Here is a 14,511-nt window from a genome sequence, read left to right as displayed (position 1 = left end):
GAAAAATAGAAAGATTATGGATTCTACTTTATTTTTACAACAACTTGTTAATGGGCTTAGTTTGGGTAGTATGTATGCTCTTATTGCTGTTGGCTATACTATGGTTTATGGTGTGTTAAGACTTATTAATTTTGCTCACGGCGATATTATGATGGTTGGTGCTTATGCAGCTCTTTTTTGCATGACTAACCTAAATGTTCCTTTTCTAGGAGCTTTATCTTTAGCAATGATTTTTGCTGCCTGTGTTGGAATGGCTACAGATAGAATTGCTTATAAACCTTTAAGACAGGCTCCTAGAATTTCATTGTTGATTACAGCAATTGGTATTAGTTTTTTCTTGCAAAATCTTTTTAATATGCTTTTTACTTCAACACCTAGAACTTTTACACCGCCAAGTTATTTTGAGGAAAGTGTTAATTTTGGTGGAGTGATAACAACTTATGGTTCTTTAATGGTTCCTGCTCTTACATTTGTTATTTTAATAGCAGTGTTATGGATTTTGTATAAAAGCAAATATGGTATAGCTATTCGTGCTTTAGCATTTGATATACAAACAGTAAATTTAATGGGTATAGATGCAAATCGTATTATTGCTATAGTTTTTGCCCTAGGTTCAGCTTTGGCAGCAGTTGGAGGTGTTTTTTGGGCTGCAAATTATTACTCTGTTGAACCTACTATGGGAACTTTAATAGGTTTGAAAGCTTTTGCTGCTGCCGTTTTAGGAGGTATAGGTTCTGTAGTAGGTGCAGTTTTGGGTGGACTTATTATAGGATTTACTGAAGTTGTTGTTGTGGCTTTTTTCCCAGATTTATCAGGCTTTAAAGATGCATTTGCTTTTATTTTTTTGGTGTTTATATTGTTATTTAGGCCTACGGGAATTTTAGGTATAAATTTTGAAAAGAGTAGGTTTTAATGATGGTTAAAATTAAGGTTTCACATTTAATCTTTTTAATTGCTTCAATTATTTTTATTTTCATTTCTCCTTATATTTTTGGGGACTATGGATTAAATATTGTTAATCAAATTGCTATTTTTATTATTTTGGCTGTGAGTTATAACCTTATTAATGGTGTAACTGGACAATTTTCACTAGAACCCAATGGATTTGTTGCAATTGGAGCTTATGCAGCTGCTTTAGTTCTTTTAAGTGCTGATGCAAAAAATGATCAGTTTTTTTTAGATGGTCCTAGTTCTTTTATTTTAGCTATCCATTCAAATTCCTTTATTCTAGCTTTAATTGTAGCTGGAATTTGTTCATCTTTGCTTGCCCTGATTTTAGCTTTTGCTGTATTTCGCGTGAGAGGGGATTATTTAGCTATTGTAACTTTAGGCTTTGGAATAATTATTAAAATAGCTGCTATTAATTTTCCTTCTATTACTAATGGCTCAAGAGGACTGGTAGATATTCCACAATTTTCCACGATCTATTGGACAGGTGGTATTGCTATTGTAGCGGTTATTTTAATTTTAAATATAGTTTATTCTAAATATGGTCGTGCAATGAAGGCTATAAGAGATGATGAAGATGCTGCAAGTGCTATGGGAATAAATACTTTTTGGATAAAAACTTTAGCTTTTGGCACTTCAGCATTTTTAGAAGGCGTAGGTGGTGGACTTTTAGCTTGTCTGTTGACTACCGTATCTCCAACTCAATTTGATTTTTTACTTACTTTCCAACTTTTGATTATTATTGTTTTGGGTGGACTTGGTTCTACTACAGGTGCTATCATAGGTGCGATATTGGTTATTGGTGGAAGCGAGTGGCTTAGATTTTTAGATGAGTTAAATATAAAAATAGATTCTTTAAATCTTGATATCCAATCAACACCAGGACTTAGAATGGTTGTTTTTTCTATTGTTCTGATTTTAGTAATGCTTTTTGCAAGAAAAGGCATAATGGGTTATTACGAGTTGAGTGATGTGATTAGAGGGATTAAAAAGCGTTTTAAAAGGAGTGAAAAATGATTTTGGAATTAAAACAAATTTCAAAAAGTTTTGGTAGTGTTAAGGCTATTAATAAAACTTCTTTTAAAATCAATGAGGGTGAAATTTTTGCTTTAATTGGACCTAATGGGGCTGGTAAAACAACTCTTTTTAATATTATCACGGGTAACTATAAACCTACTTCAGGTTCGGTTGAATTTCTAGGAGAAAGAATTGATCACTTAAAACCTCATAAGATTGTGCATTTAGGAATAGCTAGAACATTTCAAAATATTAGACTTTTTTCAAGTATGAATGTGCTTGAAAATGTTCTTATTGGTTTTAATAAACAAATGAAATATAATATTTTTGAAGCCTTTTTGCATTTAGGGCGTTTTGGAAAAATAGAACAAGTATTTAAAGAGAAGGCTTATGCAATATTAGAAGAACTTGGTATTGCAGAATTTGCTCATGAAAAGGCTACTAGCTTAAGTTATGGGCAACAAAGAAAAGTTGAGATTGCAAGAGCAATGGCTACTCAGCCAAGATTGTTATTGCTTGATGAGCCAGCCGCTGGGATGAATAGCTCCGAGAGCGATGAACTTGCTGAGCTCATTTTTAAATTACGAAAAGATTATAAAATTAGCGTTTTGCTTATAGAGCATGACATGAAATTTGTAAATAAATTGTGTGATCGCGTATTGGTGCTTGATTATGGAAAAACAATTTTTGAAGGTAAACTTTGCGATGCTGTAAATCATAAAGAAGTAATTGCTGCGTATTTAGGGGATTTTGATGCTAATAGTTAAAGATTTGCATGTTTATTATGGATTAATTGAAGCTGTTAAAGGGATTGATTTTAAAGTGGAAACAGGTCATATTGTTTCTCTTATAGGTTCAAATGGAGCAGGTAAAACTTCAACTTTAAATGCGCTTTTAAACTCAGTTAAAAGAACTGGTGGGGTTAATTTCTTAGGTTATGATACTAAAAGGCATTTAACTCATACTTTAGTTCAAAAAGGTATAGCTTTAGTTCCTGAAGGAAGACGTGTTTTTATCAATTTAAGCGTAGAGGAAAATTTAAAAATAGGTGCTTTTAATAATGCTGAAAATTATGAGCATTTAAGAGAGCAAATGTATAAACTTTTTCCAAGACTTGCAAGCAAAAAGCATGCTTTAGCTGGAACATTGAGTGGAGGGGAAGCGCAAATGCTTGCGATTTCAAGGGCTTTAATGAGTGAACCAAAACTTTTGATGTTGGATGAGCCTTCTTTGGGACTTGCTCCAAAGATTGTGGGTGAAGTTTTTGATATTATTGTGCGTTTAAAAGAAGAGGGTATAACTATTCTTTTGGTAGAGCAAAATGCTTATTCTGCATTAAAAATAAGTGATTACGCTTATGTTTTGGAAAATGGTCGCATTGTAATGGAAAACGAGGCTAAAAATTTAATAGGTGATGATGAGATTAGAAAGAAATATTTAGGGCTTTAAAATTTAAAGGAAAAAGAATGAAAAATATAATAAAAAGCATAGGGGATTTAAAAGTTTCGGTTGTATTGTTTTTGCTTTTTGCGCTTTTTTGTGCTTTGGCAACTTTTATTGAAAGTGCTTATGGAACTCCTACGGCTTGGGCAATGGTTTATGATACTTTTTGGTTTGAATATATACAACTTTTACTTGGTATTAATTTACTATGCGGGATGTTTCGTTATAAAATGTTTGGGCTTAAAAAATTGCCTTTAATGATTTTTCATATTTCTTTTTTATTTATTTTAGTGGGTTCGGCAATGACAAGATATGCTGGTTTTGAAGGTATTTTACCTATTAGAGAGCATACTCAAAATTCACTTATAGAAAGTTCTAAGACTTCTTTGCGCATTTCTGCTATAAAAGATGGAGAACGCTATAGTGCGGTTAATGATCGTTATATAGGAAATTTGCCTTTTGCTAATTCTTTTAAACTAAAACTTAATTTAGGTGATGATCAAGCTGTATTAAAATATAAAGATTTAATCTTAAATGCTCATTATACTTATAAAGAAAATAATAATTCTGATCCTTTATTGGTTTTAATGCTTTCTCAAAAAGGATCTCAAGGTGTTGATGTTAAATTTGAAAAAGGTGAAGTTAAGAATATAGAAGGGGTTAACTTTGCTTTTATGAATGATAATGTTAAAGCACCTTTTGTAAAAATTGACGAAAATTTAACTTTAAGTTCAAGTGAAAACTTACATTTTCTAAGTATGTTAGATGGACAAAATTTAGACCTTAAAATTGGAGAAAAGGCAAATGCTAAGGAAAGAAGGCTTTATGAAATTAATGATATTAGTTTTGTAGTTAAAGCTGCTTCTTTGCATGCGCAAGAAGCTTTAGAAGGCTCCAATAGACCTCAAGATGAAAGTTTTTGGTTATGGTTTAAATCTGCTTGGTTAGAAGTGGGTAGAACTATGTTGATTTCTACTTTTGGCGAGCCTCAAAATTGGAAAAATTCTTTATTATTACATTTTAAAGATTTTGCTTTAAGCAATGAGAATAAAAACTTAGAATTAACTGGCTCTAATGCTTTAAAATTAGAATTAAGCTATAAAAATGAAAGTAAAGAATTTTATATTTTTGAATATAATAAACCTATTATGATAGAACTTGCAGGTCAAAAATTCTTTATTTCTTGGGCACTTTCTTATGAACAATTGCCTTTTGATATTTATTTAAGAGATTTTGTATTAGATCGTTATCCAGGTTCTATGTCTCCGGCTTCTTATGCAAGTGAAATTACCGTAAAAAATAATAATGAAAATTTTAATTATAGAATTTTTATGAATAATGTTTTAGATTATGATGGCTATAGATTTTATCAAAGTTCTTATGATCAAGATGAAAAAGGGACTGTTTTATCTGTAAATAAAGATCCAGGCAAAATACCAACTTATATAGGTTATTTTTTGCTTTGTCTTGGAATGTTTATGAATTTTTTAAATCCTCATTCTAGATTTAGAACTTTGGCAAGATTAATCAATAAAGACACTTTAAAACATACAAGTGTGATTATTTTTATTTTATTGCTATCTTTTGGTTCTGAAAAGACTTTTGCTCAAGATTTAAATTCAACCTTACCTGTGGTAAATACTAATCATGCTAAAGCTCTTGCTACTTTAATAGTTCAAAAATCAGCAGATGGAAGAATGGTGCCTTTTGATACGCTATCAAGAGAAATTTTAGAAAAAATTCATCAAAGCGATAGCTATAAGGGTCAAAATTCTAACGCTGTTATGCTTTCCATGCTTGTTGATGTAAATAAATGGCAAATGGAACCTTTTATTTTAATGCCACAAAATCAAGCAGTTCGTGATGCTATTGCAAATATTTTAGAAATTCCTAGCGCTAAATATATTTCTTATAAAGATTTCTTTGATGAGAATAATCGCTATAAACTTCAAAAATATGTTGAAAATGCAAATCGTAAAAACCCAAATGCAAGAGGAGTTTTTGATAAGGAAATTATAAAACTAGATGAAAGAGCTAATGTTGTAAATTTAGTTTTTAGTGGTGAATTATTTAAATTTATTCCTGTTCAAAATAATCCAAATAATGTTTGGCTTGCACCTTTTTCTGCTGTAACTACTCTTAAGGGGGATGAAGGGCATATTGTTTGGGCTTTAATACAGAATTATTTTAGTGCCGTGGAAAATGCTTTTAAAGATGGCAATTGGACTAGAGCTGATGAAGGCTTGAAATTTATCAAAGAATATCAAGAAAAAATAGGATATAAAGTCATGCCTAGTAAAACCAAGGTTGAAATGGAAATTTTTTCTAATAAGGCTGAAATTTTCGTTAAACTCGCTCCTGTATATTTAATTGCGGGTTTTTTACTTTTGATTCTTGTTTTTTCTAAAATGGTCATACCGAATTTAAAAATCTCTTTTATATTTAAAGTGGTATATGTTTTAAATGTTTTAGCTTTTGTAATTCATACATTAGGTCTTGGACTTCGTGCTTATTTATCAGGTCATGCTCCATGGAGTAATGGCTATGAAAGTATGGTGTATATAGCTTGGGCATTGTCTTTGTCGGGTATATTTTTCTCTAGAAAAAGTCCTATAGCCTTGTCATTAACTTCTATTTTATCCGGTGTTGTATTAATGGTTGCACATTTAAGCGAAATGAATCCGCAAATTACAAATCTTGTTCCTGTGCTCAATTCTTATTGGCTTAGTATTCATGTATCTGTTATTACTGCTAGTTATGGATTTTTAGGACTTTGTGCCTTACTTGGTATCTTTACACTGTTCTTAATGTGTTTTCTTAAGAAAGATGGAAAATATAATCTTAATATTTTGAGAAATATTACAGAGGCTACAAGAATTAATGAAATGGCAATGATTTTTGGACTTTGTTTGCTTACTGTAGGAAATTTTTTAGGTGCAATTTGGGCAAATGAAAGTTGGGGGAGATATTGGAGTTGGGATTCTAAGGAAACTTGGGCTTTGGTTAGCATTTTGGTTTATGCAGCAATTTTGCATCTTAGAATGATTCCAAAATATTGTAATCAATTTGTGTTTGCTTTATGGAGTATGTTTGCTTATTGGGTTATTATTATGACTTATTTTGGAGTAAATTACTTTTTAACAGGACTTCATTCTTACGCTGCAGGCGAAGCGGCTCAAATTCCTAATTATGTTTATTGGGGATTTGCGTTGATGGTGGTTTTAGCTCTTTTTGCAAGAAGGAATCGAAATTTTGTGGGCAAACTTTAAATGAGCCATATTTTTTTGGTTATTTTTTGTGCTGCTTTAGCGCTTTTATTGTTTTTAGGCATAATTGCTTATCTTATTACAAGTGATGGCAAAAAAACAGTTAAAAAGCAAAAAACTAGCCAAAAGCAGCATGTAGCTGAAAAGACTAAAAAATTTGATACAGACTTAGATAAAATGATAATTGCTGCTTCCGATGTTAAGCTAACAGATGTTGAATTAAAAGAACTTGCCAAACTTTATGTGCAGACACATAAACTTGGTTCAAAAACTTCTAAAGAATTAGATGAAGCAACAAAAAAGAAACTAGAATTTGTTTCTGCTTTGGCTGCAAATATTAATGCAAGTGCACAAACAGTCAGTTACTTAAATAAAGAACTTAAGAAAATTTCTGGATCTTACAAAAAAGAAATTGATGCTTACGAGCATATGGGATTAGCTAAAAGAAAAATTAAAGAAGATAAATAATATGGTGCGCTCAAGAGGATTCGAACCTCTGGCCTTTTGAACCGCAATCAAATGCTCTATCCAGCTGAGCTATGAGCGCAAAAATAAGTTAAAATTATATATAAATATTCTTAAAATAAGCAAAATTTTGCTTATTTTGTTTGTTTTTTGGCTTTTTTACCTTCATCTAAATCAAATTCTTTAGTCTTTTTTGAATGATAAAATATAAAACCCACAATCAAAATACAGCAAATCAAAGAAAAAATATAAAGTGTACCATAAGGGCTATCTTTAAAAAAAAGATTATTAGTATTCATTCCAAAAAATCCTACGATCAAATTTAAAGGCAAGAAAATAGAAGAAAGTATACTTAAAAGATAAATACTTTTATTCATTTTTTCATTTTTAATTGCACTTGTTAATGCATAAAGAGTATCAACTCTTGCTAGATGTTCTTTGGTGTTTTTGCTTAAGATGCCGATGGATAAATTTAAAATTTTTAAATGTTTTTTGTATTGTGCTTGTTCACTAAGCAAAAGACTGAAAGCTTCACTTAGAAGATTAATTTGCTTTAGATTTTTGTTGATTTTTTGTCTTAACACAAAGGATTTTTTGTAAAAATTTTTAACAAAACCACCTTTTAAGATAATACCTTCTTTGTGTTCTAAAAGGTTTTGAAAATGAGTATTTTGTACTTTAAAATCTTCTAAAATGGATTTAATAAAATTTGAAAATTCTTCTATGCTAGAAAGCTTAAATTCTTCATTTTGAAGTTTATAAATTTTTTCATCATTAAAAAGCCAAGTTTCCAAATTTAATCCCACGTAAACAAAAATTTTTTGTCCATAAATTTCGCTATAGAAAGTTTCTAAATTCTTTGCTTGCAGGATTTTTTTTAGATTTTCGTGTAGCTCTAGCATTTTATTTGCCTCTTAAGTGATAAAAATTTCTTTTAAATTGCGTAAAAGAATTGTTTAAAATTGCCTCACGCATCTTTCTTGCAAGTTCAAGATAATAATGTAGATTGTGTAAACTTGCCAAACGAAAAAAAGTAAGTTCTTTAGCTTTAAAAAGATGGTTTAAATAACCCCTTGAAAAATTACGACAAGTATAACATGAGCAAGTAGGATCTATGGCTTCATGATCGTTGATAAATTCTGCTTTTTTGATATTAAATTTTCCAAAACTTGTGAAAAATGTTCCATTTCTTGCATTTCTAGTTGGCATCACACAGTCAAACATATCTACTCCTCGCTCAACATTTTCCACCAAATCTTCAGGCGTTCCTACACCCATTAAATATCTTGGACGATTTTCATCTAGATAAGGGTTTAAGTTTTGTACTGTTTCATACATCAAGGCGTTTTCTTCGCCCACGCTAAGTCCACCTATAGCTAAACCATCAAATGGCATTTCGTTTAAACTTAAAGCACAACGCTTTCTTTCTTCATAATTTGTACCACCTTGGATAATACCAAAAATATTTTGCCCTATACCTATACCTTTATTTTGCATACTTTTATGATAAGCAATAGCCTCTTTTGCCCAAAATATAGTACGATCAACAGAAATTTTAACCCTTTCTTTGGTTGCGGGTAGAGCTACTAAATCATCTAAAATCATCATAATATCAGAGTTAAAATCATATTGAGTATCTAAAACACTTTTTGGAGTAAAAAGATGACGACTCCCATCGATGTGACTTTTAAATTCTATGCCTTCATTAAAATGTTTGGAATTTTTACTTAAAGAAAAAGCTTGAAAACCACCACTATCGGTTAAAAAACTTCTATCAAATTTCGTAAAACCATGCAAACCTCCAAAATCTTTTACCACTTTGGAAGTTGGACGCAAGTACATGTGGTAGGTATTTGCTAAAATAATTTTTGCATCAAGCTCGTTTTTTATATCATTAGCATCAAGACTTTTAACCGCTCCTACTGTGCCAACAGGCATAAAAACAGGGGTTAAAAAAGTGCTGTGTGCGGTAGTGATTTCACAAACCCTTGCCATTCCATCTTTATGCTTTAATTTAAATTCCATTTGTTATAATTTCCTTTTTGGAGTTTAAAATGAATAATATTTTAATTATAATAGACGGTATTTTAGCAAAGCATTTCTTAGAAAGGCTTTGTTTTGAAAAAGGCTTAGGTTACTTTTTTACAGTAGTGTGTCAAAATAGTGAAAAAAATAACTTAAATATTTCTAGTGAGTATATTGACTTGCATTATTTTGATCCTACAAGCACAGCGCGTCTTGAAAATATTATGAGTAAAGATTTTAAACAGGCTTTTATTTATATGCAAGATGAATTTGAAACTAAAAAAAGTTATGAGGCTTTGCGTTCTTTAAATCCAAATTTAGAAATAGAAATAATGGATTTTTGGGGGTTAAGTGTTAATGATACTCATGCAAATTTAGCTGATGCTAGAATGACTTTAAGTCGTAGATTTATGGATTTTTTACCAGATATTGCTTTAACAGCTCAGTATATAGGGCTTGGGGTTGGAGAGATTATGGAAGTAAAAATTCCAGCAGGGTCTATTTTTGCTTATAGGCACATAAGTTCAATACAACAAAAAAGGTGGCGCATAGTCCTTATTTATAGAAATTCTAAGATTTATTTTGTAAAACCATCTTTTGTTTTAGAGCCAAATGATAGCATTTTGATCGTTGGAGATCCTGTTGTTTTACAAAGTATTTTTCATAATATAAGAGGCAAAGCAGGGCAATTTCCTATGCCTTTTGGAAGTAATGTTTTTGCTTTAATTGATATGAAAAATATGAATCAAAATATGCAAGAAAGAGTGCTTGATACTACTTTAAAATTAACTCAAAAAAGCAATGCAAAAAGATTTTTTATACATGTTATCAATCCTAAATTAGGGGTAATGTATGAAAAATTAAAAAAACTTTCTGAGAATAAAGAAGGTGTTTTTTTTGATTATTTCAACACGGATTTTAAACAAATTTCCACATGGTTGCAAAATAATGATATAGGATTAGTTGTAACCGATATAAAAAATTTTGAGAAAGAAAAACAAGCTTTTTTTGATTTAAAAATTCCTATTATGAAGGTGGGTGAAGCTTCTTTTGATGAGCTTAAAGAAGCGATTATTTTAAGTGCCGATGAGAGTGAACTTGAAAATAATGCAAATGTCATTACTGATTTAAGTAAACAGCTTGATTTTGGAGTTATTTTATATTATTATAATCCAAATTCTCAAAATACTACAGATATGGAGGAGTATTTTAGAAGTTTATCTAAGCTTTATGATAAAAATATACAAATTATTAATAAAAATGATGAAAACCCTCTTTTAAATTTGCAATATCGCGAAGATTTGTTACAATTTGTGAGTTTTCAAAAAGAATTACTAAATAGAGATTTTGGCAGAAATTTAAGTACAAATTTAAATAGGCATTATTATAAAATGAGACAAAATTACCAACTTTTCATACCAGTAGAATAAATAATTAATTAAATGTGATAGAATAAACGCAAAAAGAGTAGTTCAATGCAAGTAGAAGTTAAGTTAAAAGAAAATGCTTATAAGGTTTATATTGATGAACTTGAAGAATTAAAATTTGATAGTAAGGTTTTTATACTTTCAAATCCTAAGATTTCAGGTCTTCATTTGAAAACATTACTTTCTAAAATTAAGGCAAAAGAAATTTTTATTGCTACTGTAAAAGATGGTGAAGAATATAAAAATTTAAGCACCATAGAAGAAATTTTAAACCAAATGTTTAATTCTAAATTGGATAGAAAAAGCGTGCTTATAAGTTTTGGTGGTGGCGTGATTAGTGATATGGGCGGATTTGCTGCTAGTATTTATCAAAGAGGTATTGATTTTATAAATATTCCTACTACACTTTTAGCTTGCGTTGATGCAGCAGTAGGTGGAAAAACAGGTGTTAATAATAATTTTGGTAAAAATCTTATTGGCACTTTTTATCAACCTAAAGCTGTATATTGTGAGAGTTCTTTTTTAAAGACTTTGAGTTCTAGGGAACTTGCTGCAGGTATGGCTGAATTTATTAAAATGGCGACAATGTTTGATGATAGTATACTTGATTTTATAGAAAAAATTGATGAAAAAAGTTTCTTAAATGCTACTTGCGAGAATGAAATTTTTACTCAAATTATAGCAAGAAGCATAGAACTTAAATCAAGGGTTGTTGAACAAGATGAAAAAGAATCAGGGCTTAGAATGCTTTTAAATTATGGTCATACTTTTGCTCATGTTATAGAAAATTTTACAGATTATAAGCTTTATTTACACGGAGAAGCGGTGGCTATAGGTATGGTTATGGCAAATCAATTGGCTTTAAATTTAAGGCTTTTGGATAAAATGCAAAGTCAAAAAATAAAAGATATTTTACTTAAATTCAGTTTACCAATATCATATAAAATCAACAATGTAGATGAATTTTATGAAGCTTTTTTCATGGATAAAAAAAGCTCTAATAAAAAAATCAATTTTGTCCTTGCTAGTCCTTTGGGTAAGGGTTTGATAAAAGGTGATATTTCTAAAGAAGATATAATTGCAACTTTAAGAGAATTCCAATGAAAAAAATTATTATTTTAACCTTTTTTGTTGTTTTTGCTTTTGGTGATGTAAATCGGACTATTATTAATAATATAAATGAGAAAATTAATACTTTAAATACTGTAATCAGTGCTAGTATTTGGAATATACGTTATGAAAATTTTATAAAATATCAAGATATAAATGATGAATTAATCATTTTAAATCTTAATTTAAAAAAGACTTCCGATATTCACCAACAAGAAGAACTTAAACGCAAGATAGCAAATTTAGAAGAGCAATTGAGCTTGCTTAAAGAATACAAAGATTTAAATTTTGCACAAAGTCTTAGCGCCCCTGATAATATAGAAACTTTATCTAAGCTTACTAATCCTTTGGCTATTATAGGAGCTTTTTCTCATATTAAGAAATTAAAAGGAGAAAAGGAAGAATATATATTTAAATTTAATGATTTTAAAAATTTAGTAGATAAAATTAGAGAAAAAAACTCAGAACTTAAAGAATTGGTTGAGCTTAAACCAAGTGTTGAGAATATAGAAGCTTTAAAAGCTTCGGATAAAAAATTAGAAGAATTTGAGCAAGCTTTAAATTTTGCTAGTGTTTCTTATTCTGTTTATGAGAAAAAAATTGATGAAGAGCTTTCTCGAGTAAGTGCTGAGATTAAAATTCAAAGCTTAAGGGCTGTAAATATACTTGTTGCTATTGTTATTGTTATAGCTATAGCTTTTATGTTGAAATTTATTGCTAAAAAATATATTAAAGATAGTGAAAGATATTATACCGCTACGAAGATTATTAATTTTATTAATATAAATATTATTTTTCTTATTTTGCTCTTTGCTTATATAGAAAATATTACTTATCTTGTAACTATACTTGGTTTTGCTTCTGCAGGCTTAGCTATTGCTATGAAAGATATGTTTATGTCTATGCTTGGATGGTGTGTGATTATTTTTGGTGGAAGTTTTAGAGTAGGAGATCGTGTAAAGGTTTTTCAAAATGATACTACCTATATAGGAGATATTATAGATATTTCTTTTTTACGCATTACTCTTTATGAAGAGCTTACGCTTGAAACTTATAGTAAACATCGTCGCAGCGGACGTATTATATTTATTCCTAACAACTATGTTTTTACAAATTTGCTTGCTAATTATACTCATCATGGTATGAAAACCGTGCTTGATGGCATTGATATAAGTGTTACTTTTGATAGTAATCTTGATAAGGCGCAAGAAATTGTGGAAAATATTGTTACACGCCATGCCAAAGGTTATACTGAGCTTGCTAGAAAAAATATAGCTCGTTTACAACATGAATATAGTATTAAAAATCCTAAAGTGGAGCCAAGGTTTTTTATGTTTTTTGAACATTGGGGAATGCGAATTTCTGCATGGTATATGACCAATGCTTATGCGGCTTTGGTATTAAGAAGTACGATTAGCAAAGAGATTATAAAAGAATTTAATAAGCATAAAGATATAAAAATTGCTTATCCATCGCAAAATTTATATTTGGGAAATTTAAATCAAAATCATTTTGAACAACATCATGAAAATATGCATTTTCATGCAAGGAATAAAGATTGAAAGAAAAAGTTTTTTTTAAAACCTTTGGGTGTCGCACAAATATTTATGATACAGAGCTTTTAAAAAGTTATGTGAAAGATTATGAGATTATAAATGATGAGAATAAGGCACAAATTATCGTTGTAAATTCTTGCACGGTTACAAATGGAGCTGATAGCGGGATAAAGTCTTATGTAAATACCATGCAAAAAAAAGGCATTAAAGTTATACTTACAGGTTGTGGTGCTGTAAGCAAAGGTAAGGAGCTTTTAGATAAAAAGCAAGTTTTTGGAGTGCTTGGAGCGTCAAATAAAGATAAAATCAATGAATTTTTAGGAGCAAAGACAAGTTTTTATGAACTTGGAAATTTAAATTTTATTGATAAAGATATAGTTTGTGAATATGAAAATCATACCAAAGCTTTTGTGAAAATTCAAGAAGGTTGTGATTTTGCTTGTTCTTATTGTATTATCCCTAGCGTGAGGGGAAAATCAAGAAGTGTGGATGAAAAAGCTCTTTTAAAACAGGTTGAAATTTTGGGAGCTAATGGTTATAGTGAAATTGTTTTAACAGGGACTAATATAGGTTCATATGGGCTTAAAAATGGCACAAGTTTAGGCAAGCTTTTGCGGAAAATGGGACAAATTTCAGGTATAAAACGCATAAGGTTAGGTAGTTTAGAACCCGCACAAATTGATGAGAGTTTTTTAGAAATTTTAGATGAAACTTGGCTTGAAAGGCATTTACATATTGCATTGCAGCATACAAGTGAAAAAATGCTTCGTATAATGCGAAGAAGATCGCATACGGATAATGATTTAAAGCTTTTTAATACTATAGCAAGCAAAGGATATGCTTTAGGGACGGATTTTATAGTAGCTCATCCAGGTGAGAGTGAAGAGCTATGGCAAGAAGCTTTGAAAAAATTTAAAGAATTTCCACTCACTCATATTCATGCTTTTATTTTTAGTCCTAGAAACAACACGCATTCTGCTACCATGAAGGATGTGATAAATGGAACTTTAGCTAAAGAAAGGCTAAACACTTTAAAATCCATAGTAGAAAAAAATAATTATGAATTTAGGAAAAAAAATCAAGTTTCACTTGAAGTTTTGATAGAAAATCAAAAAGATGGTTTTTTTGAGGGTTATGATCAGTTTTTTAACAAGATCAAAATTAAAAGTGATAAAGATATAGCTAAAGAATGGATTGTTATATCTGAATATGAAGTGCAAGAAAAGTCTAACTTTGCAATTTTAAAAGGCTAGA

At 29.9% G+C, this 14,511-nt stretch carries 12 protein-coding genes and 1 tRNA gene; 10 read left to right on the top strand and 3 right to left on the bottom strand.

Features of this window, described 5'->3' with window-relative positions; all coding sequences use genetic code 11:
• Window positions 1–16: 16 nt before the first annotated feature.
• Genes AJ939_RS02165 through AJ939_RS02140 form a run of 6 tightly spaced genes read left to right on the top strand, consistent with a single transcriptional unit; the run spans window position 17 to window position 7,142 of the window.
• Window positions 17–913: a branched-chain amino acid ABC transporter permease gene (locus tag AJ939_RS02165; protein WP_002881774.1), complete on the top strand. Its 897-nt coding sequence runs from the start codon at window positions 17–19 to the stop codon at window positions 911–913.
• Window positions 913–1,965 carry a branched-chain amino acid ABC transporter permease gene (locus AJ939_RS02160; RefSeq protein WP_044779199.1) on the top strand — a complete coding sequence of 351 codons (1,053 nt, stop codon included), beginning with the start codon at window positions 913–915 and terminating at the stop codon, window positions 1,963–1,965. Before AJ939_RS02165 ends, AJ939_RS02160 begins: the two co-directional genes overlap by 1 nt.
• Window positions 1,962–2,732 carry an ABC transporter ATP-binding protein gene (locus tag AJ939_RS02155; RefSeq protein WP_044779200.1) on the top strand — a complete coding sequence of 257 codons (771 nt, stop codon included), beginning with the start codon at window positions 1,962–1,964 and terminating at the stop codon, window positions 2,730–2,732. The genes AJ939_RS02160 and AJ939_RS02155 overlap by 4 nt, the downstream gene beginning before the upstream one ends.
• Window positions 2,719–3,414, top strand: a complete 696-nt coding sequence (locus tag AJ939_RS02150; RefSeq protein ID WP_002881782.1) for an ABC transporter ATP-binding protein — start codon at window positions 2,719–2,721, stop codon at window positions 3,412–3,414. The genes AJ939_RS02155 and AJ939_RS02150 overlap by 14 nt, the downstream gene beginning before the upstream one ends.
• Window positions 3,415–3,431: 17 nt before the next feature.
• Window positions 3,432–6,677, top strand: coding sequence for a cytochrome c biogenesis protein (gene ccsA, locus AJ939_RS02145; protein ID WP_070233091.1), 3,246 nt, complete (start codon window positions 3,432–3,434; stop codon window positions 6,675–6,677).
• Between the two features lie 15 nt (window positions 6,678–6,692).
• Window positions 6,693–7,142, top strand: a complete 450-nt coding sequence (locus tag AJ939_RS02140) for a hypothetical protein (protein WP_074470042.1) — start codon at window positions 6,693–6,695, stop codon at window positions 7,140–7,142.
• A gap of 2 nt (window positions 7,143–7,144) precedes the next feature.
• Here AJ939_RS02140 and AJ939_RS02135 read toward each other — a convergent pair.
• From AJ939_RS02135 to tgt, 3 genes are all read right to left on the bottom strand, one after another.
• A tRNA-Arg gene (locus tag AJ939_RS02135) sits at window positions 7,145–7,221 on the bottom strand.
• A 52-nt stretch (window positions 7,222–7,273) separates the two neighbouring features.
• Window positions 7,274–8,041, bottom strand: a complete 768-nt coding sequence (locus AJ939_RS02130) for a magnesium transporter CorA family protein (RefSeq protein WP_002861747.1) — start codon at window positions 8,039–8,041, stop codon at window positions 7,274–7,276.
• A 1-nt stretch (window position 8,042) separates the two neighbouring features.
• The gene (gene tgt / locus AJ939_RS02125) at window positions 8,043–9,164 is read right to left on the bottom strand and encodes a tRNA guanosine(34) transglycosylase Tgt (protein ID WP_002861746.1); all 1,122 of its coding nucleotides are present in this window, start codon (window positions 9,162–9,164) and stop codon (window positions 8,043–8,045) included.
• A gap of 29 nt (window positions 9,165–9,193) precedes the next feature.
• On the opposite strand from tgt, the gene AJ939_RS02120 reads away from it, so the two are divergent.
• The 4 genes from AJ939_RS02120 to mtaB are packed head-to-tail and all read left to right on the top strand — an operon-like array spanning window position 9,194 to window position 14,510.
• Entirely contained in the window at window positions 9,194–10,594 is a 1,401-nt protein-coding gene (locus tag AJ939_RS02120) for a COG3400 family protein (RefSeq protein WP_070233092.1), read from the top strand.
• Window positions 10,595–10,639: 45 nt separating this feature from the next.
• Window positions 10,640–11,695: a 3-dehydroquinate synthase gene (aroB, locus tag AJ939_RS02115; RefSeq protein ID WP_070233094.1), complete on the top strand. Its 1,056-nt coding sequence runs from the start codon at window positions 10,640–10,642 to the stop codon at window positions 11,693–11,695.
• Entirely contained in the window at window positions 11,692–13,263 is a 1,572-nt protein-coding gene (locus AJ939_RS02110) for a mechanosensitive ion channel family protein (protein ID WP_044793978.1), read from the top strand. Before aroB ends, AJ939_RS02110 begins: the two co-directional genes overlap by 4 nt.
• Window positions 13,260–14,510 carry a tRNA (N(6)-L-threonylcarbamoyladenosine(37)-C(2))-methylthiotransferase MtaB gene (mtaB, locus tag AJ939_RS02105; protein WP_002861742.1) on the top strand — a complete coding sequence of 417 codons (1,251 nt, stop codon included), beginning with the start codon at window positions 13,260–13,262 and terminating at the stop codon, window positions 14,508–14,510. The genes AJ939_RS02110 and mtaB overlap by 4 nt, the downstream gene beginning before the upstream one ends.
• Window position 14,511 lies beyond the last annotated feature (1 nt).

It is taken from the genome of Campylobacter sp. BCW_6889, assembly GCF_001762535.1.
Lineage (GTDB): Bacteria > Campylobacterota > Campylobacteria > Campylobacterales > Campylobacteraceae > Campylobacter_D > Campylobacter_D jejuni.
Note: the sequence above shows the minus strand (reverse complement) of the source record. Positions and strands in the feature narration are given on the sequence as shown.